Raw genomic sequence first — 19,139 nt, 5'->3', positions numbered from 1 at the left:
AAGGCGTTGCGGGTGGTGCCACCTACAAGATCGAGATCAAAGATAACGAGGAAGAAGGAACAGCCATCACCTTTTCAGCATGGAGAAAAGAAGTCTGACTTTCTTTAACTAGATGATCGAACGCAAGACGCAGACTTATTCAAATCTTCGTGACGGGTAATCTGCCCTTTGCCCAATTTCGTTCAGGTGGTTCGACCATGACTCGATACGGCATCGACTGCACGATCCCTCCCCTGCTTGCTCGACACCGCAGCGCCTGTCGAGGTGCTGCATGCTGGACGTGGTCGGGCGACGGTTACGGGCGCAGCTTTAATTCAGCCAGTAAAAATGGGCGACTCCAGGGTCGCCCATTTTTATATCCGACGTTTAATATCATCCCTCAAATTTATACACACAGCATTCGCAAGAGGCTGCTAAAACTTCGTCTGCAAATTTCTTGATATAGGGGCAAAAGTCTTCCAATTTTCACTATGGTGGACTCTTCCGCAAAATCGCGACCTTCCAAAAAACCCAGAAAAACTGGCTATTTGGTCAAGTAACTTTCTCACTGAGAAATATTGGTTTTGAGCCAGTCTTCAATCTATGCTTGGGCTGACAGTATGGGGGCTGTGATGAATGTTCAAACTCAGACGGAAAACATGGGCTTTACTTTTGGTCTACATCGTAGGTGTCAGTGGTTATATCTACTACCTCTACATCGAGACTCAAGGAATCCTCACTGACAACATTAATAACAAACTGCTGCATGCCGCGCTGGGCGCATCGGCCATCCTCGGCGACCGCTACCAAGTGCCATTCGGGACAGATTTATTTTCATGGCGTGAAAAATAAATCTGTCCCCTTTTGGCTTGTGGCTTGGGAGGGCGACGGGATATATATCGTTAGAATCAAGCCTGATGACCCAAGATTCAGATATGAAATGCCTAATGGCAAGGAAAATGGTGCGTATCCGAACGAATGGGTTCCAGGTGGAGCAACCAAAAGCGGAACAAAAGAAGCGGCTTCGATCGGCTCTGAAAGTGTCACCCATGATAGCGATGTGGGAACATTGTTGAAAAATTTTGATGACTGGGAAAAACCACAATGAAAACCACGTTCGAAACTGCCTTAGACCAACATGAAATTTCTGACTTCTTCAAAGGAAATGGCATCTACTTTGCCCGAGGATCCGAGTGGGGCGATCATCTATACATAAGTAACTGGCAAGAAATGTGTAGCGTACTTAAAACCCAAACAGCCGCGCAGAATCTGCTGACAACTATATTTGAAGAGTACGTAAAATACCTCGATGAAAGCTACGAAGATGCTGAAGGGTTATTTTCAAACATAGCCGCGTACTACATAGCAAGAAGCATGTTTCCATTTTTATCTGCCGACAACTACGACCTTATTGAAAGCCTTAACAACAAGAGCAAAGAGCAGATAGGCCGTTCATTTAGACTCTTGAGAAATGAATATGACACAAAAAACAAAAACCTGCAAAAATACTCATTCGAACAAGAAGTTCAAAAAATAAAAAGAAATGGCTGCACCATCGAACTAGAGACCTTATAAATATAAAAAGCCAAATTAAAAAATCCACCTAGCGATTACTTTCAAACTTATACAAACAGAATAAAAGGAAGAAAAGGCGGAAGAAAAGGGGACTGATTTGAATGGCACTTACTTAACCTTCTTCGGGTGCCCATTCCTCCGTACCTCAGCCCTTGCCGATCGACGTGTTTGCATCAGCATGGGGTAAGGCTTGGGTCTTCGTTTTAAAGCGCGGGGTTCTATCCGGCCAGGCCGGTTTCCGACACGTTTGCAGGCAATCAACTCGAGTAGGCTCAACAACTCATCGCCGTATTCGCCACCCCCGTACTGCCTCAACGCAAGGCACAGCTGAAGACTATGCTTGAAGCTCAGTTCTCGTGGTAAACAATCCGCTAACAGAGCGGATTGGGCCATGATCATCCGAATCAGATTGTGCGCCAGCAGATAAATCCATAGCTCTTTGATGGCCATGCCAGGTGTCTTGCAGCTCAGCGTTTCAAGTCCCAGCGTTGTCTTGAGATTGCGTAGATCCAGCTCAACATGCCATCGGTCCTTATACAGCGATTTGAGCGCTGCTTTCGGGACTTGCTGCGGGCAACTTAAGGTCGTCACCAGGATTTTTCCGCCGGTTTTCAGTTCACGTACCGTCAGTGTCTCTGGTGCGTCGTCGTAATAGGTCTGGCTCATCCAGGAAGGCCGCTGCCTGGGCTTTTTCAATTCAACCAAATGATCTTCCGGCCCCAATGATTTCCCCAGTTGAAAATCAGTACTACGTCGTCGTGCGCCATATTGCTCGAACACCCCATCGACCCCACGACGTTGCAGTTCACACAACAAAAAATACGTCGCGTAGTAGGCATCGCCCAACACAATGTCACCTCGATTCAAGGTGTCGAGCATTGTTCTGAGCAGCGTCTGCTCATCGCCGCCTTTGCCTCGAAAGCGCCCCAGCGAGGCGTCTAAAACTGCTCCGCTGGCGAGGCAAATGATTCCCACCAAACGGCAGATGGGAAAGCCCAATCCGGCTTTTTGTCCACGAGATTGTGGATAGGCCTCTTGGTTGGCCAGCGTATCCGGCAGGGTAACCGTGGTGCCCGCACAGGTCGTCCCATCCAGCGCCATGACGGCAGTGCCTTGTTGCTCATTGATGTGCCGGTGGAGCGCAACAAAGTCGAAACCATCTCTACTGGCAACCGTGCTCGGGCTTTGCAATAAGCCCCGGTATGAACGCTGCTGGGCTTTAAACCATCGCAGGAACGCTTGATCGACATGTCATTCACCGCCTTCTGGCAAGAGCGATCACCATTCATCGCTTGGGCCAAAAACATCGACAGCGTTTCGGCTGGTGGGAACAGCCGCTGACGATGTTTGGGTATCGTTGACTCAACGCGTTGCAGCAGCTCTGGATCGCTAAGCAGCCTGAAGAAGGCATGAGTATTACTGTTGGTGGCGTGTTGACGAATACGCTGCTGTTGATGCCTGACGATTTGACGTCTACGATTCACTCGGGCTGGTCCTTGCTCTGTGAGTGTGTGTTCGCAACTATCACCGTAGACCAAGGCCAGCCTTTTTTCATTTTTTTGCAGTCACATCAGCCAGTTAGCTGCTAAGTAAGTGCCATTCAAATCTGTCCCCTTTTGGCTCCTTTTGGCATGAAAAATAAATCTGTCCCCTTTTGGCTCCTCTTTTGGCTCCTTTTGGCTCCTTTTGGCTATAGTGACTTGAATCCAGTAGGTACTACATATGGAGTTAAAAAGCTTGTTTCCGACCCTCCACATTGGTCAACCGATGGACATTAAACATACACTTTTCTTCATTCTGACTATTTGTTCATGGCCAGTATTTGCCCAAGACACTGGATTTGGATTCGTTAAAAACAATCCAGACGGGCAAACTTATTTATATACAACCCAGAGTATTTCAAGCAACGAAGTCATTTCAGTCCAATTCCCTCAGGATGGAACCGTTGCTTGCTGCAAGTTAACAAAGACAACTGGGGAAAAACAGCAGCAGGGCGATGCAATGGATCTGCTCAACGAATCCGACATGCACATCTATGGGCTTGACATTCAATACTCTTCGCCTTTCATCGGCATAGCTGTAGTTGGTAAAAATGCAATCGGAAACGGCGTCTCAGCCGTTGAGGTCAAGGATCAAGCTACAACTATCAGCACCTGTTTGAGTCAAGAAGGCGTTCATCTCTTCTCGAGAAAAAATGGGAGTTTGAACGGTCATCTCTATTTGAGCCTAGGTTACGATGTAGAGCCAACGTCAAATTCTTGCGAAACCGAAAGTTCTGAGTCCGTTCCGACCGACGTCTCCGGTTACATCAAAAATAGAGACAACTGTGATTCTTTGCGCGGAGATATTCCTGAACGGGACCCCGCCGACCCGAAAAATCTCGATCGTGTCATCAGCGATATAAATAAATATTGCAAGGGCACCGACCAGCAGCTGAAGCAGTTGAAAGAAAAATACTCCGGAAACGAAAACGTTGAGAAGTTGCTCTCGACTTACGAAGAAAACATTGAAGCTGATATGAGTTTTTAGATTCACTCATCAAGGACGGCTGTTGTGACATCTGAAAACACCAATCCACAAAATAAATCTGTCCCCTTTTGCTGGTCCCCTTTTGCTTGCGAGTCGCAGCAAATGCGCGAGGAACGCCGCATCGTCCTTGTCGTCGGAATGCTTTAGCCCGTCGTAGCGTTTCATCGCCACAGGATTGGCCAGTTTGACCTCGAAGCCCGCCGCCTTGAGGCCATCGATCAGCCAATACCAGTTGTACGTCGACTCGACCACGACACCGAGCAGTTCGGCACGGTGCGGTTCGAGCAGCCCGATGATGATCGGCAACTCATTGGGACAGCGCCGACTGACCAGTACCCGGTCCGTTTCGTCGGTAACTACCACAACGCTGTTGTTCGAATGCAGGTCTATGCCACAGAATTTCATCACGGCCTCCTCACAGCAAAAGACTAAGTTCGCACCTTGAATTTTGCGCCACCTCCGTGAGGTGGGGAGGCCGGCTAGATGATTCTCAGATTTATTTTCTAGCCATCTTTTCCCAAGCACTTGTCTAGTCCTGAAATAGGTTTACACCTATTTCAGGACTAGACACCCTTTTGCTTCTGGGTGGTGATGCTGCGCTGTTGCAAGAGTTTGCGCGGGTGTTGGTCATCCCATTGCGGGACGGCTGCGATTTGCTGGATGTGGTCGGCCGGCGGTTACGGGCGCAGCTTTAATTCAGCCAATACAAATGGGCGACTCCGACTCCAGGGTCGCCCATTTTTATATCCGACGTTTAATATCATTCCTCAAACCGATCCACACAGCATTTCGCAAGAGGTTGCTAAAACATCGTCTGCAAATTTATTGATACAGGAGCAAAAGCCTTCAAAATTCCACTATATTGGACTCTTCCGCAAAATCTTGACCACCCAAGAAACCCAAAAAGCTGTCGCCTCGGTCAAGTAATTTCCACACTGAGAAATATGGTTTTCAGCCGGTCTTCAATTTATGCTTGAGCTTACAGTATGGAGGCTGTGATGAATGTTCAAACTCAGACGGAAAACATGGGCGTTACTTTTGGTCTACATCGTAGGTGTCAGTGGTTATATCTACTACCTTTACGTCGAGACCCAAGGAATCCTCACTGACAACATTAATAACAAGCTGCTGCATGCCGCATTGGGCGCCTCGGCCATCCTCGGCGACCGCTACCATGACAATCTGATCGACAAGCAGTCCAAATCGCAAGCGCAAGACTGGGATGCCATTCAGCGGCTCTCCAGGTTCAACGAGTCCATGGGCACCGCCTTTGTCTACAGCGTGGTCAAACGCGCTGGAGAAGCTTATCTGGTCAGTTCCAGCGCATCGAAAAAAGAAATTCAAGAGCAGAATTTCGTACGTTTTTTCGATCCTTATCCCGATGCCAGTCAGGCTTTGCTCGACAGCTTTGAGCGCACCGAGCCCACCTGGATCGATTACTCGGATCACTGGGGAGACTTTCGCGCTGTCTTCGTCCCAATGAAATCTCAGGACGGAACGGTTTATGTGGTGGGGGCGGAGATGACGTTAGCGGACTACTACCACCAACTTAATCAGGATTCCCTGCACCATATCATCCTTGCCATTCTGGTATTTCTCGCCTACAGCCTTTTGCGTATGCGTGCGCATCTTCAGCAATTGCAGATAAACGAACAGGTATTGAACCAGGCAAAAAATGCCGCCGAGGACGCTGATCGTTCCAAAACCAGATTTTTATCCACCATGAGCCATGAAATCCGCACCCCCATGTACGGGGTCATCGGCGCGACCGAGTTGTTGGCTGGGTCTGCCCTGACTCCCGAGCAAAACAATCTGGTAAACACGATTCATACCAGTGGACGAACCCTGTTGTCTCTTATCGACAACATTCTCGACCTGGCAAAAATCGAAGCGGGCAAACTTGAATTGAAGCCTCGCGTATTTAACGTGAGAGCACTGGTTTCATCCAGTATTGAAATGATCCGGCAAAACATTCAAGACAAGCCGATAGCCCTCGAGGCCCAGGTCTCACCGGACGTACCTCTCTGGGTCAAAGCCGATAGCGATTGCCTTCGCCAGATATTGATCAACTTGTTGGGCAATGCGGTCAAATTCACCGAAGCCGGACAAGTATCACTCGAGGTCACGACTCGTGGTTACGGTCCTCAAGCGGGCCTCGACTTCTCCATACGCGATACCGGTATAGGTATTCCCTTGGCGCGGCAGAGCAGCCTGTTCAAGCCCTTTACCCAGTTCAAAGGGGCGACCACTCAACGTTTTACCGGGAGCGGGCTCGGTCTTTCCATTTGCAAGAATCTTATCGAGGCGCAACAGGGGACTTTGTCCTTTACCAGTCAGCCTGGCGTCGGATCGACGTTCTCCTTCTCACTCCCCATGGAGCTTTTTTCAGTCTCGGAGATACCCATCGAGAACAATCATGCAGCGGTTGGTTTCGACTCCTCTTTTGCCCAGGATTATCCGCTGGATATACTGCTGGTGGAGAATCATCCAATTAACCAAAAAGTTGCTCTGGCGATGTTACAGGCATTGGGTTATACACCCGACCTCGCCTCAAATGGCTTGGAGGCGGTCAATCAGTATCTGACATCGACTCCCGATATCATTTTCATGGATATCAATATGCCTGTCATGGATGGGCTAGCGGCCATCCGTGAAATCCGCAAACGACCACTGAGCGATACTTGCTATATCGTTGCTTTCACCGCGAACGCTTTTTCGAGCGAGATTGAACGCTTCAAGGCCGCCGGAGCCAATGACATATTAACCAAACCGGCAAACTTTCAGTCCTTGACCCGAGTGCTTCAACGAGCAGCCAATTATCGACAGCAGTTCCAGGCCAGCACTCGGATAGTGGATGCCATTTCAAGTTGACGCCAGAATCTGGCTGTTGATGGCGTATGCCGTATCCTGACCCGGATCGGCTCCACACCATCCAATAAAAATGGGCGACTCCAAGGTCGCCCATTCTTATATCCAAAACTTTTAAACAGCACCTCCCGAAGAGGTGTCCGCCCAGTGTAATGGCCTGGCAATCCATGCACCGGTAAAGAGCCCTGACACCGGGCGAACGGCAAGGATTTTAATAGAATCTGGCAGATATGTCCTCATATATAAACGTGAAATTTTATACACGTAATATTTCGTAAGGCTTTGCTTACACAACGGTTACAAACTGCTTAAACCCACCAGTTCGACCATCAAAATTGATTATTCCTATACAACTATTTCGACAAAAACAATCAATACGTACAAGTAATGATCAGCTTGGACGCTGGAGGGTCACTTTCATCCTATGGGTATCGACCGCCACAACGCCCTGCCCTACGCTCAGATCTTTCATTTTGGCCTGCATGGACGCTTCGCCCTATGCGCGGGCTGGTCGTTTTTTTTCGGAAAGGGTGCCGGTCCGGGACTCATTGGGCTCTCCTCAAGCTTCTGGATCGTCGACTTCGCGAGCGACGTTTACAGCAGGTGAGTCTTTGTGGGACTGGTCGGCCTTGAGATCTTGCCATTGCTCAAGGTCGATGGCGCCCTGCCCGAGCAGATCATCGGCGATGCGCAGCAGTTCGCTGTAGTGCGCGTCGGGGGATTGCTGCCAGTAGGCTTTGTCGTCGAACAGCCGCTGCCAGGTGGCAAGGTCAGGCGGTTTGGGATCGTCGCGCATGGCCGGCTCCGGTAATGGACTTCATTACGTAGGAAAACGGTGTGGCGCCGAGAGTTCCGGGTCAATAACCGGTCATCTCCAAATAGCCCAGCCCGCCATGGCTGCCCCGCAGCCGCACTGGCCCTTCCCAATAGGGAATGCGCAAGTTCATCCAGGCCTTGGGGTTGAGGGCGTCGATGGTGATTTCGAGGTGCTTGGCGGGAATTTTGATCGACCAACGCACAGGCATCGAACGCCCGGCAACCTTGGCGGTATCTTGCGGCGTAAGGCTGATGTCATCGGCGTGCAGCAGCTGCGTCTGCCCTTGAGCGTCGATCCAGGTGCCGGTGAGGTATAGCGCACCGTCCTTTTGCCGCATGCGGTAGAGCATCACCTGTTCACCGCTTTCCAGATGCAGGGAGAACCAGTCCCAACCGGTCTGGTTGGCGGTCAGCGGTTGGCTGCTCCACTCGCGGTCGAGCCAGGCCGGGCCGTTGACCGTGTAGGTTTTGCCGTCGATTTCCAGGGTGCCGCTGGCCTGAAAAAACGGCTGACTGTAGTAATACGACGCTTGGCCTTGTTCAGATTTCTGGCTGAAGCCTTTGTCTCCCTGAAGCACCAGTGGCCGGGTTGAGGTCAGTCGAAGGTGGTAGCTGAACGCCTTGTCGCGAGCGCTGAGTTGCAGGTCTGCCAACGGGTCTGCATCGCTGGATTGACTGCTGAAATGCCAATCGTCGATCCATGCGTTGAACGGCGCCAGGCTTACTCCGGCCTGACCGACGCCACCTCGGGCATAACGTTCAGCGGCATGGTGCGCCGTGGCGGAAGTTACGGCGGCATGGCCCAGCCAGATGGTCTGATTGGCCCAGCCAGGTTGCTCGGGAGTCGCTTTCAAGGCACTGCGGAACAGCGTCCATTGCGCGCCGAACTCTTGGCCCTGATCGTCCTTGAGGTTGGCGGTGACGTACCACCATTCGATACGAAAGCCATCGTGGGGGCCGTGGTCCGCCGGGAAACTGAATTCTCGCCCGGGCACCACCGGGGTAAATGCGGCGGCCTGATGGCCGAGGCCGGCGAAGCCTTTTTCCGGCGCGGGTGCGTTGTCGCAGCCGCTCAGCAATGCCAGTAGCAACACGCCGACTTTAATCTTCATGAGCAAACGTCCTCAGCAGATCCGCCGGTTGCGTGCGATACAGCGAGTACAACGGCCACGCCGACGCGAGCAACGTGGCGAGCAAGGCCAGGCCCGTCAGTTGCAACAGTTGCAGTGGAAATACCTGCAACGGCAAGCGCCAGCCGAAGGCTTGAACATTGATCACGGTGTCCAGGCACCATGCCAGTGCGATGCCTAACGGCAATGCCAGCACCAACGTCAGCACCGCGAGCAACCAGGTCTGCCCGAGGTTGAGCAGCATCAACTGTCGCCGCGTCACGCCCAGCGCCCACAGCGGCGCGAGTTGTCCGAGACGACTCTGGCTCTGGGTCAGCAGGCTGATGAACAGCGCCACACCTGCCACGCAAAGGGTCAGGCTGTTGAGTGCAGCGGTGGCGGCGAAGGTGCGTTCGAACACTTGCGTGGACCAACCCTTGAGCCGGGCCTGATCGACGATGCGGCTGTCGTCCAGGGCGAAGCGTGCTTGCAGCGCCGTCAGGAACGCGGGTATCGATGCCGGCTCGATGCGCAGGTTGAAACGGACGGGTGTCAACTGCGGCCAGCCGCGCAGCAGGTGATTGACGTTGACCAGCAGATGGCCCTTGGGATTGCCGTAGTCGGCGTAGATCCCGACGATCCGTGGCGACCATGGGCCATTGGGCGTAGGGATCGTAAGGTGATCACCCAGACGGACCTTCAACCGTCGGGCCAATTGTTCGCTGAGCATCACCGCATCGTCCTTTGCCAGTCGCTCCCAAGGGGCATCACCCAAGGCTTCCAGCAACGGCCAGTGCTGGCGATAGGTCGGGTGATCGATCACGCCGAAGACGTCCGCCGGCCAGCCCTGCAGCTGGATCGACACTTGCCAGTTCGGTAGCACCGCGCTGACTTGGGGTTGTTGTTTGAGCCAAGTGTGCAGCTCTCGAGCCTGGGCCGGATTTTGCGGACTGACATACAACTCGGCGGTCAGGCGCTGTTCGAGCCAATTGCTGAAGGTCTGGCGGAAACCGGCGGTCATGCTGCCGGCGCCGATGTTCGCCGCCAGCGCCAACAACAGCGCCATCAAGGCCAGGCTCAGGGCTGGCAACTGCTGACGGCAATCGGCGACAAACCATTGACCGAGCACTGATCGACTGTGCCGCAGCATCCGATTGAGTACGCTGTTCAACACCACCGGCAAAGCCAGTGCGGCGCCGATCAACAACGCGGCCATCAGCACGAAACCACTGCTCAGGCTGTCGCCGAAAACCAATGCCGACAACGCGATCGTCGCAGCCAGCGCCGCGACCCAACCCTGGCGACGCAACCAGCGCGCATGGGCCTGATGCCAGGCTTGCGGATCGGCCAGCGCCAGCAACGGTAAACGCGCCGCTCGCAGCAAACTGTTGGCACCGGCCAGCAACGCGCCGAGCAGGCTCAGGCCGATACCGCTGAACCACCATAGCGGGCTAAGGCTCAACTGCCCCGGCACTTCAGCGCCGTACAAACCGCGCAAACTGGCGGCAACGTCCGGCAACAGCACACCGGCCAGCAGGTAGCCGCTGACCACACCGGCGATACCACCGATCAGCGCCAGACCTCCCAATTCGACAGCGAGGCCGGCAATCAGCATCCGCGCGCTGACGCCACAGGCGCGCAGGGTTCTGAGCAAGCCTCGACGTTGCTCCAGCGCCAGGCCGATCGCCGCGTGCACGATGAACAGGCCGACCACGAACGACAGAAAACCCAAGGCATCGAGGTTCAGGTGGAAGCTCTCGGTCAGGCGCGCAAGATTGTTTTCTTCGCCGCTGCTGATGAGCTGGAGTTGGCCCTTGAACTGATCAGGCAGGGTCGCTGTGAAATCCTTGGGCAGCAACAGGCGTGACAGTTGATCGGGCAACTGCAGAATCTGCTGGGCGAAACCGATGTCCATCAGCAACACGCCGGGGGCCATGTCGGGCTGGGCATGCAATGGTGGCAAGGGAACGCCGCTCTCGGCCATCGGTGTTTCACCTTCGTGCAGACCCAACGCCTGCAAGGTCTGCGGCGAAATCCAGGTGCTGCCCGGTGCGGTGAAGAACTCGACGACCTGCTCGATCGGCAATGCCTGCCCCGCCACTGCGGAACCGGCTGGTAACGACACCGGGTCGATACCCATCAGCTGCAAGCGCTGGTCTTCATGGCCCTTGAGCGTCACCCGGCCTCGCAATACGGGCGATACCGGCCAACCCGCGCGACGCAGTTCGATAAACAATTGCTGAGGGAACACCCCGCCGCCGGGCGCACTGAGACTGGCTTGAGGTTCACCGCCGATCAGCTGACTGGCCCGTGCGTAGCTTTCCCGCGCCTGGCTGTTCAGCGCCTGCACGCCGGTCAGCAGGCTGGTGGCGAGCCAGAGCCCGGTCAGCACACTGAAAAATTGCACCGGGTGTTGCCGCCAATGGCTGAGCAGCGCCCGCAATGTCTCGCGAAAAACCCGCACTTCAGCGCTCGTCCGCGCCGGCCAGACGGCCACCGTGCAGCACGACTTTTTCTGCCAGCCGCGCGGCGACCCTTGGACTGTGAGTGACCATCAGCAACGTCGTCGGGCTGTCGTCGAGTAGCTCCAGCAGCAACTTCAACACCTCATCGCTGGTGGCTTCATCGAGGCTGCCGGTGGGCTCGTCGGCCAGCAGCAGTTTCGGTTGCGAGGCCAGGGCGCGACCCAGGGCGACCCGCTGCTGTTGCCCGCCGGACAACTGTTCCGGATAGCGCTGCAGCAGGTCCACCAACCCAAGCCGCTGCACCAGATGTGCCTGCCAACGCGGATCGTGGCGCCCGGCAAGGCGCGCCTGAAACGCCAGATTGTCCTCGACCCGCAAACTGCCGATAAGGTTGAACTGCTGGAACACCAGGCCGATTTCGGTGCGCCGCCAGTTGGCCAATTGGCCTTCGTTCATTTGCTCCAAGCGATGCTCGCCGCTGCGAATGCTGCCACGATCGACCTTGTCCAGGCCAGCGATCAGGTGCAGCAAAGTGCTTTTGCCACTGCCCGACTCACCCATCAGCGCCAGGCTGCTGCCGGGGTTCAATGTGAGGTCGACGCCTTGCAGCACCGGCAATGGGCCTTGGGGGGTGGCGTAGCTTTTGAAGACGCCCTGAACGTGGAGCATGGGGGAAACTCTTTTGATGAGCGGGAGCAAGGCTAAAGAGTACACCCGAAATCCTTGATTGAATGGTCTGACGCCTTCGCGGGCAAGCCCACTCCCACAGTGTCCGTGTGGTACACAAAAATTTGTGAACATCACTAAAACTGTGGAAGCCAGCTTGCCCGCGAAGGGGCCTACCCGATCACTCTATGTCTCACTCCCCCACCGCCACACTCGGCACCACCGGCCCCGGCGTCACAATGCTCTTCAGGTCGATGTACTTCCACGCAGGCACCGCGCCGAGCCGCGCATTGAAGCGATAGTTGAAAGTGAAGTCATCCGCCGTCGACACGCTCAACGGATTGCCATACACCGCCTCGATCCCCGCCAGGTCATAGTCCATCAACTGCAACAACGTCGGGAAGATGTTGTAGTGACTGGAGCGATCCTTATTGGCCGGCAACTGCGCCTGCCAGTCCACGGTCTTCAAATCGCTGCCCGAGATCACCACCAACGGCACCAATCCCTCTTCCTCCACCGGGTCACTGCCGCAGTGGGTGTTGAGCCCCGGGTTACCACGCTCATGCAAATCCTGCCCGTGGTCCGAGGTGTAGATCAGCAGCGCATTACGCAAATTCGCCTGGGCGAAAACCCGTGCGAAAAACTCGCCGACATTCCACAGCACCGTGTTCTTGTAGGCATTGCGGTATAGCAGCCAATCATCTGGCTGCCCGTTGAAACCATCGCGTTTGCCGGAGTCCGCCACCTCGATGAACTGCCCCCGAGGCAAGGTCGGGCGATACGCCATAAACGCGTCCGGGTACTTGTCGTGGACCGGAAAATGCGCGCCGACCTTGTTGATCACCACCAGCTCCGGCGTGCCATCGTTGAGCAGATCGATCAGCTTGGCCGCCGCGGCCATGTCACGCTCGCGCACGCTGGTCTGGTCAAATTGCACGAACTCGTCGATGTCCTGCTTCTCGGCATTGCTCATCAGGTTCTGCAAGTTGCCGCCAGTGCGTTGGGCATCGATGTAGACCGTGCGCAGCCCGGCCTTTTTCGCGTACTGCCAGATCGACGGCAGTGTGCTGTTGATCCGCATGTAATCGCCACGGGTGCCGCCATAGCGCAGGGTGACGTTGGTGTCAGCGCTGCAATTGGCGATGGACGCGGCGTAGCCGTAATTGAAAATGTCCACGCCCGGATGCGCTTCCTTGAGGTTGCTGTGCACACCAAAAGGCGCGTTGATATCCAGGTAGTTGCCGGAGATGCTCTCATCGATGATCAGTACGATGTCGTAGCCCACCGGCTGATCGATACGCGCCAGGGTCACCGGCTCGCGCGGGCCGACGGTGTTGTGCAGCGCTTCATAGGTAAACAGATTCAGATAGGCCAACGGCGTGTACATGATCGGCAAACCACGGGCGCCCTCACCGGCCCGCATGAACAGCACGACGCTGAGCAGCAACACGCCAAGCACCGGCGCCGCCACCAACATAGCTCCCGGCAACGGCAGTCGTCGACGCGGCTTGAGGCCGATTCCGAACAGCAGCAACAAGCCACTGACCATCACGCCGATGATCGCATCGCGGTACTGGTAAGCCGCCTCCTGGATGAATCCGCCGGAATACACCAGCGACACAAAGCTGCTATAGGTCAGGTAACTGGCGGTCACGTGTGTATACACGTCAAAGAAAACCGCCGAGCCAAACAGCACTAACGCAAACAAATGACGGACCAGTGTCTGACGAATGTATGCGGTCATGAACAGCGCAATCGTCAGCACCACGAACATCCCGCCATACAGCAACATCGGGAATCCGACGCCCAATGCGTCGAGACGATCGAGGTAATAGTCGTAGCTTTTGAGTAAATACAGGACCAGCAACAGGTCCTTGAAGTATCGGATCATGGTCGGTGCAGTACCTCCATGGTTGCCATTAGCCAATGGAAACCAATGATTGTCAGCCATTTTCTGACACTAGCACCCCGCCATGGAAGCGCAAGAAATGCCGGTTTTTTGCCAAAAGCGTCAAAAAAACATTAACTCAAATCTGACACTTAAAAATGCCTGTAACCCTTGTAATACAAGCCTTCCGACCGTTTATCGTTTTCTTGAAACCCCTAAAAACCGCGACAAATCCAGCAACGGCAAGCACTTGATAGCAAATAGCCCGTGAAATCGGGGTTTTCAGCCCCCGCTATCCGTCATTTTGCTGACACGCTTTCCCAAGGCTGGGCTATACCCCTTTTGACAGTCTCATTTCAGTTACATCCACCGTCTTACGAGGCACGCCAGTATGGACGTGAGCGTATTTGGTACGGGCTACGTCGGCCTTATACAAGCTGCGGCATTGGCCGATGTCGGGCATCGCGTTCTGTGCGTGGATGTTGACTGCAACAAGATCAAACAACTGCAGCACGCCGTGCCTCCGATCAGCGAACCGGGACTGTCCAGCACCCTGGAAGACAACATCAAGACCGGTCGCCTGCTCTTCTCCACCCAGGCCAGCGATGCGGTCGAACACGCCGAGCTGATTTTCATTGCAGTGGGTACACCCTCCGATGAAGACGGTTCGGCCGACCTCAGCCATGTACTGAACGTAGCTCGGCAGATCGCCAGTTTCATGGAGGCCGATCGCACCCTGATCATCAAGTCCACCGTACCGGTGGGCACCGCGGACCAGGTGGCGAGCGCCGCCAGCGAAGAGCTGCAACGCCGTGGCAAAGGTGCGTTGAATGTGCGGGTGGTGTCCAACCCGGAGTTTCTCAAGGAAGGCAGCGCCCTGGCCGATTGCATGCGCCCGGACCGGATCATCGTCGGCACCAATGACGATGAAGCGCGCAGCCAATTGAACGAACTCTATGCCCCGTTCTGCCGCAACCGTGAAAAGCTCATGTTCATGGACAACCGCAGTGCGGAGCTGACCAAATACGCCGCCAACGCGATGCTCGCCACCCGCATCAGCTTCATGAACGAGCTGGCCAACCTCACTGAATTGCTCGGGGCAGACATCGAAGCGGTGCGCAGAGGCATAGGCTCGGACCCGCGCATCGGCTACCACTTCATCTACCCCGGCTGCGGTTTCGGCGGCTCGTGCTTCCCCAAGGATTTGCGCGCCCTGCTGCACACCGCCGAACACCACGGCATGTCATTGCGTCTGCTGCGCAGCGTCACTGAGGTGAATGACAGCCAACGGCATCTCCTGTTCAGCAAACTGAAGGCGCAATTCCCCAATGGGCTGGCCGGCCAGTCCATCGCCATCTGGGGCCTGGCCTTCAAGCCCAATACCGATGACATGCGCGAAGCCCCCAGCCGTTACCTGATGGAGGCGCTGTGGGCCGAAGGTGCGAGCGTGCAGGCTTACGACCCGGAAGCCATGTCCGAATGCCGGCGCCTCTACGGCTACCGCAATGACTTGCACCTGTGCGCCACCCGCGATGACACCCTGGAAGATGCCGACGCGCTGGTGATCTGCACCGAGTGGAAGAACTTCCGCGTGGTCGACTTCGACCTGCTGGCGAGCAAATTGCGCGCCCGGGTGATTGTCGACGGCCGCAACCTGTACCACCCGGAACATGTGGCGGCGGCCGGTTTGCACTACAGCGGCATCGGGCTTCGGCACATTGTTCCCGAGGCGTCACGATCATGAAAATACTTGTCACTGGAGCCGCCGGCTTCATTGGTGCCCATTGTGTGTTGCGGCTGTTGAGCGACGGGCATCAGGTGTGCGGGCTGGACAACTTCAATGACTACTACGACCCGCAACTCAAACATGACCGCGTGGATTGGGTGCGCGAGCAGGTCGGCGATTTCCCCCTCGCGAAAGTCGACCTGGCCGATGCCGAGGCCCTCGACGCACTGTTTGAGTGTGAACAACCGCAAGTGGTGATTCATCTAGCGGCCCAGGCCGGAGTGCGTTACTCCCTGGAAAATCCCCGGGCCTACCTCGACAGCAATCTGGGCGGGTTCCTCAACATTCTCGAAAGTTGCCGCCACCACCCGGTCAAGCACTTGATCTATGCCTCCTCCAGTTCGGTGTACGGCGCCAACCAGCACACGCCTTACTCGGTCCAGGACAGCGTCGACCACCCATTGTCGTTGTACGCCGCGACCAAAAAAGCCAACGAACTGATGGCCCACAGCTACAGCTATCTGTTCGGCATTCCCTGCACCGGTTTGCGCTTTTTCACTGTGTACGGGCCTTGGGGCCGACCCGACATGTCACCGATCCAGTTCGCCCGGGCAATTGCTGAAGGGCAGCCGCTGAAGCTGTTCAACTACGGCCAGCACCAGCGGGATTTCACCTACATCGACGACATCATCGAGAGCATCGCCCGCCTGATCGAACGCACCCCTCAGCCGGCACCGGACTGGAACCGCGAGCAACCGGACCCGGCCAGCAGCATGGCGCCATGGCGCATTTACAACATTGGCGGACAGCAGCCGGTAGCACTTAAGGACTACCTGGCACTGCTGGAAAAGCACCTCGGGCAAAAGGCCCTCGTCGAGTTGCTGCCCCTGCAACCGGGTGACGTGCTCAACACCTGCGCCGATACCAGCGATCTGGCACAGGCCACCGGTTTCCAGCCACGTATAGAGCTGGATGAAGGACTCGGACGATTCATCGCCTGGTTCCGTGACTACTACCCACTGCGTAGCGCCCACTCGCCATTCATGGCCGGGCTTTAGCGGAGGACTCTATGACTGGACATGAAAAAGGCATGTTGCTCGATCACATGCAGCGCGACAACCGTCTGGACCCCGAGCACCGAATGCGCCTCGACAAGGCGATCCACGTGCAGGGCCACGGTTGGGTGACCGGCCGCAACGGTGGTCGGCCCTGGACCCTGTCGCGCACCAATCGGGTGCTCGCCTGCCTCGGTGCACTGGTGATTTTGCTGTTGATCTCCCCGGTATTGCTGGGGCTCGCGCTGGCGATCAAGTTCAGCAGCCCGGGGCCGGTGATGTTCGTGCAGCAACGCACCGGCTACCGCGGCCGCATGTTCGGCATGTACAAGTTCCGCACCATGGTGGCCAACGCCGAGGAGCTCAAGGAGTCTCTGCGGCATTTGAACAAGCACGGTGTCGATGCCATCGACTTCAAGATCGACGACGACCCGCGGATTACCCCCATCGGCGGCTTCCTGCGTCGCAGCAGCCTCGATGAATTACCCAACCTGATCAATGTGGTGAGCGGCGACATGCGCCTGGTAGGTCCACGACCCACCTCGTTCAATGCCCATCGTTACAAGGACAGCCACCTTGCACGCCTGAGCATCTACCCCGGCATGACCGGCCTGTGGCAGATCTCCGGGCGCAGCAATATCGACTTCGACCAGCGCGTTGAGTTGGACCTCACCTACATCGCCGAGCAGAGCCTGTTGCTTGATCTGAAGATTCTATTGAAAACCCCCTTCATCGTATTCAACGGCCACGGAGCGAGTTAAATGGACGGTTCATCAAACACTAGTCTGACCATCGCCAGCCCGAGCGAGTCCAACTTGACCTCGACCGTGCTCGACCTGGATCTGCGGGTCCTCCTACTGACCGCTGCCAATACTGGCGCTGGCACCACCACCAGCGCTCTGGCGCTGGCCAGCCAACTGGCCTCGATGAGCAACGGTGAGGTACTGCTGGTGGACGCCAGCCAGTCGGAAAACAACCTCACGCAACAGATGGGGCTGACCAAGGAACGCGGTTTTCGCGACCTGCTGTTCAACGCCGCCCCGCCGCTGTTGCAGGACTGCCTGGTGACCGTCTCCAGCCTGCCCTTCCATATCCTGCCGAACGGGCGACACATCGGTGGCGCCGAGCACTTGACCACCGAACAGCTGAGCCCGCTGCTCGATCAACTGAGCAGTCGGTATCGCTTCGTGGTGATCGACGGCGACGCAGTGTATGCAGCCGTCGACACGCTGGTCATCAGCAGCCTGGTGGACGGCGTGATCATGGTGGTACGCGCGGAGGATACCCGTTGGGAAGTGGCCCAGGCCGCGGCCAAGCGCTTGACCCAGGCTGGCGCGAAACTGGTGGGCAGCGTCTTCAACCGGCGCAAGTACTACATGCCCAAGTGGCTCTACAAAAACCTGTAAGCAACTTATCCGAAGGATGACGTCATGAACGCCAAAGTGCTTGTCCTGCTGTTGCTACCGCTTGCAGGTTGCTCCAGCACCAGTGAAACGCAAAATATGCCGGTGCAGATCCTCACGGCCGAACCGGCCAACGCCCAGGCCACCGACATGCCCAAGGTCGAACAGACCTTGCGGCCCAAAGACGTGCTGGACGTGATCTTCCACGTCAGCACCAGCGGCTCGGAGGCTTACCGCATTCAGCCCGGTGACCAGGTCGCGCTGAATTTCACTGCGGCCAGCCAGCTCAACGGCACGCAACTGGTGCTGCCCGACGGCACCATCGAACTGCCGGGGGCCAATACCGCGGTGAAAATCGGCGGGATGACGTCGGTCGAAGCCCGGGAGGAAATCCAGCGCGCCTACAACCGCAAAGCCTTGTTCCAGCCCAATCGCAACCAGTTGACGGTGCTCGTGACCAGCCCGCTGAGTAGCGAGCAGAACCTCAAGAGCGCCCTGAATCACCCCGCCACCGGGATGAGCCGGGAGATCACCGTGGGCAACGACGGCTATGCCAGTTTTCCGGAAATCGGCTCCGTGCCGCTGCAAGGCATGACCGTGAACCAACTGGAAACGTACCTCAATCAACGTTACGCGCAATTGCCCGGACGGATGACCGTCGACGTCATGCTCAAATCCACGTCAGGCAATGAAATCTATGTGCTGGGTGAAGTCGCGCAGCCGGGCTCCTACCCGATTCGCCGCCCGGTTTCAGTGCTCGAAGCATTGACCCTGGCCCGTGGCACCAACGTCAAGGCGCGCCTCGATTCGGTGGTGATCATGCGCCGCAACGGCAACCAGGTGCAGGCCGTGCACTACGACGTCGAGAAAGCCTTGTCCGGTGATGCGTCGCAAATCGCTTACCTGCAACCGGACGACATGCTCTACGTGCCCAAGACCAAACTGGCCAGTGCCGGTGAGCTCGCGCGGCAACTGGCCGATGTGGTGTTGTTTCAGGGGGTGGGCTTCACCTTCGGCTACCGCGTCGACAACAAAGGCAGCAACAACTAACTCTCAGGTG

At 56.0% G+C, this 19,139-nt stretch carries 16 protein-coding genes and 1 pseudogene; 10 read left to right on the top strand and 7 right to left on the bottom strand.

The genetic code is table 11. From position 1 onward, the window contains the following. Positions 1-615 precede the first annotated feature (615 nt). The 3 genes from AC30D7_RS24620 (at position 616) to AC30D7_RS24610 (ending at position 1,554) form a co-directional block, all read left to right on the top strand. Positions 616-831 (top strand): hypothetical protein, encoded by a 216-nt coding sequence (locus tag AC30D7_RS24620; protein WP_490135826.1) that lies wholly within the window; start codon positions 616-618, stop codon positions 829-831. Between the two features lie 88 nt (positions 832-919). Continuing rightward, the gene (locus AC30D7_RS24615; protein WP_490135824.1) at positions 920-1,087 is read left to right on the top strand and encodes a hypothetical protein; all 168 of its coding nucleotides are present in this window, start codon (positions 920-922) and stop codon (positions 1,085-1,087) included. Next, entirely contained in the window at positions 1,084-1,554 is a 471-nt protein-coding gene (locus AC30D7_RS24610; protein ID WP_477811970.1) for a hypothetical protein, read from the top strand. Before AC30D7_RS24615 ends, AC30D7_RS24610 begins: the two co-directional genes overlap by 4 nt. A gap of 108 nt (positions 1,555-1,662) precedes the next feature. Here the strand turns inward: AC30D7_RS24610 and AC30D7_RS24605 are convergent. Beyond that, positions 1,663-3,038, bottom strand: a pseudogene (locus AC30D7_RS24605) (IS4 family transposase). Positions 3,039-3,276: 238 nt separating this feature from the next. Here AC30D7_RS24605 and AC30D7_RS24600 point away from each other — a divergent pair. Continuing rightward, positions 3,277-4,083, top strand: a complete 807-nt coding sequence (locus tag AC30D7_RS24600) for a hypothetical protein (protein WP_490135823.1) — start codon at positions 3,277-3,279, stop codon at positions 4,081-4,083. Between the two features lie 9 nt (positions 4,084-4,092). On the opposite strand, the gene AC30D7_RS24595 is transcribed toward AC30D7_RS24600, so the two are convergent. After that, positions 4,093-4,488 carry an IS110 family transposase gene (locus AC30D7_RS24595; RefSeq protein WP_490135822.1) on the bottom strand — a complete coding sequence of 132 codons (396 nt, stop codon included), beginning with the start codon at positions 4,486-4,488 and terminating at the stop codon, positions 4,093-4,095. 597 nt (positions 4,489-5,085) lie between these two features. On the opposite strand from AC30D7_RS24595, the gene AC30D7_RS24590 reads away from it, so the two are divergent. Continuing rightward, complete coding sequence (locus tag AC30D7_RS24590; RefSeq protein WP_490135821.1) at positions 5,086-6,954, top strand: ATP-binding protein; 1,869 nt, start codon at positions 5,086-5,088, stop codon at positions 6,952-6,954. 556 nt (positions 6,955-7,510) lie between these two features. Here AC30D7_RS24590 and AC30D7_RS24585 read toward each other — a convergent pair. The 5 genes from AC30D7_RS24585 to AC30D7_RS24565 form a co-directional block, all read right to left on the bottom strand. Next, a complete protein-coding gene (locus AC30D7_RS24585) occupies positions 7,511-7,747 on the bottom strand; it encodes a hypothetical protein (protein ID WP_490135820.1) in 237 nt (78 codons plus the stop codon). Positions 7,748-7,808: 61 nt separating this feature from the next. Further along, positions 7,809-8,879, bottom strand: coding sequence for a lipocalin-like domain-containing protein (locus AC30D7_RS24580; protein ID WP_490135819.1), 1,071 nt, complete (start codon positions 8,877-8,879; stop codon positions 7,809-7,811). Then, the gene (locus AC30D7_RS24575; protein ID WP_490135818.1) at positions 8,869-11,340 is read right to left on the bottom strand and encodes an ABC transporter permease; all 2,472 of its coding nucleotides are present in this window, start codon (positions 11,338-11,340) and stop codon (positions 8,869-8,871) included. The genes AC30D7_RS24580 and AC30D7_RS24575 overlap by 11 nt, the downstream gene beginning before the upstream one ends. Position 11,341: 1 nt before the next feature. Continuing rightward, complete coding sequence (locus AC30D7_RS24570; protein WP_490135817.1) at positions 11,342-12,010, bottom strand: ABC transporter ATP-binding protein; 669 nt, start codon at positions 12,008-12,010, stop codon at positions 11,342-11,344. 190 nt (positions 12,011-12,200) lie between these two features. Then, a complete protein-coding gene (locus AC30D7_RS24565; protein WP_490135825.1) occupies positions 12,201-13,898 on the bottom strand; it encodes a sulfatase-like hydrolase/transferase in 1,698 nt (565 codons plus the stop codon). A gap of 388 nt (positions 13,899-14,286) precedes the next feature. On the opposite strand from AC30D7_RS24565, the gene AC30D7_RS24560 reads away from it, so the two are divergent. The 5 genes from AC30D7_RS24560 to AC30D7_RS24540 are packed head-to-tail and all read left to right on the top strand — an operon-like array spanning position 14,287 to position 19,129. Beyond that, a complete protein-coding gene (locus tag AC30D7_RS24560; protein WP_490135816.1) occupies positions 14,287-15,639 on the top strand; it encodes a UDP-glucose dehydrogenase family protein in 1,353 nt (450 codons plus the stop codon). Then, positions 15,636-16,679: an NAD-dependent epimerase gene (locus AC30D7_RS24555; protein ID WP_490135815.1), complete on the top strand. Its 1,044-nt coding sequence runs from the start codon at positions 15,636-15,638 to the stop codon at positions 16,677-16,679. The genes AC30D7_RS24560 and AC30D7_RS24555 overlap by 4 nt, the downstream gene beginning before the upstream one ends. 11 nt (positions 16,680-16,690) lie before the next feature. Then, entirely contained in the window at positions 16,691-17,437 is a 747-nt protein-coding gene (locus AC30D7_RS24550; protein WP_490135814.1) for a sugar transferase, read from the top strand. Then, positions 17,438-18,082: a CpsD/CapB family tyrosine-protein kinase gene (locus tag AC30D7_RS24545; protein WP_490135813.1), complete on the top strand. Its 645-nt coding sequence runs from the start codon at positions 17,438-17,440 to the stop codon at positions 18,080-18,082. Between the two features lie 24 nt (positions 18,083-18,106). Then, positions 18,107-19,129: a polysaccharide biosynthesis/export family protein gene (locus tag AC30D7_RS24540; RefSeq protein ID WP_490135812.1), complete on the top strand. Its 1,023-nt coding sequence runs from the start codon at positions 18,107-18,109 to the stop codon at positions 19,127-19,129. Positions 19,130-19,139 lie beyond the last annotated feature (10 nt).

The sequence above is a fragment of the Pseudomonas sp. DF5 genome, from assembly GCF_058148225.1.
The sequence above is the reverse complement of the archived record's forward strand: the minus strand, read 5'-3'. Positions and strand labels throughout refer to the sequence as shown.

Bases quoted from the DNA above. Each gene is read 5' to 3' on its own strand.
- AC30D7_RS24620 (WP_490135826.1), top strand. From the start codon at position 616: ATGTTCAAACTCAGACGGAAAACATGGGCTTTACTTTTGGTCTACATC.
- AC30D7_RS24615 (WP_490135824.1), top strand. From the start codon at position 920: ATGCCTAATGGCAAGGAAAATGGTGCGTATCCGAACGAATGGGTTCCA.
- AC30D7_RS24610 (WP_477811970.1), top strand. From the start codon at position 1,084: ATGAAAACCACGTTCGAAACTGCCTTAGACCAACATGAAATTTCTGAC.
- AC30D7_RS24600 (WP_490135823.1), top strand. From the start codon at position 3,277: ATGGAGTTAAAAAGCTTGTTTCCGACCCTCCACATTGGTCAACCGATG.
- AC30D7_RS24595 (WP_490135822.1), bottom strand. From the start codon at position 4,488: ATGAAATTCTGTGGCATAGACCTGCATTCGAACAACAGCGTTGTGGTA.
- AC30D7_RS24590 (WP_490135821.1), top strand. From the start codon at position 5,086: ATGTTCAAACTCAGACGGAAAACATGGGCGTTACTTTTGGTCTACATC.
- AC30D7_RS24585 (WP_490135820.1), bottom strand. From the start codon at position 7,747: ATGCGCGACGATCCCAAACCGCCTGACCTTGCCACCTGGCAGCGGCTG.
- AC30D7_RS24580 (WP_490135819.1), bottom strand. From the start codon at position 8,879: ATGAAGATTAAAGTCGGCGTGTTGCTACTGGCATTGCTGAGCGGCTGC.
- AC30D7_RS24570 (WP_490135817.1), bottom strand. From the start codon at position 12,010: ATGCTCCACGTTCAGGGCGTCTTCAAAAGCTACGCCACCCCCCAAGGC.
- AC30D7_RS24565 (WP_490135825.1), bottom strand. From the start codon at position 13,898: ATGATCCGATACTTCAAGGACCTGTTGCTGGTCCTGTATTTACTCAAA.
- AC30D7_RS24560 (WP_490135816.1), top strand. From the start codon at position 14,287: ATGGACGTGAGCGTATTTGGTACGGGCTACGTCGGCCTTATACAAGCT.
- AC30D7_RS24555 (WP_490135815.1), top strand. From the start codon at position 15,636: ATGAAAATACTTGTCACTGGAGCCGCCGGCTTCATTGGTGCCCATTGT.
- AC30D7_RS24550 (WP_490135814.1), top strand. From the start codon at position 16,691: ATGACTGGACATGAAAAAGGCATGTTGCTCGATCACATGCAGCGCGAC.
- AC30D7_RS24545 (WP_490135813.1), top strand. From the start codon at position 17,438: ATGGACGGTTCATCAAACACTAGTCTGACCATCGCCAGCCCGAGCGAG.
- AC30D7_RS24540 (WP_490135812.1), top strand. From the start codon at position 18,107: ATGAACGCCAAAGTGCTTGTCCTGCTGTTGCTACCGCTTGCAGGTTGC.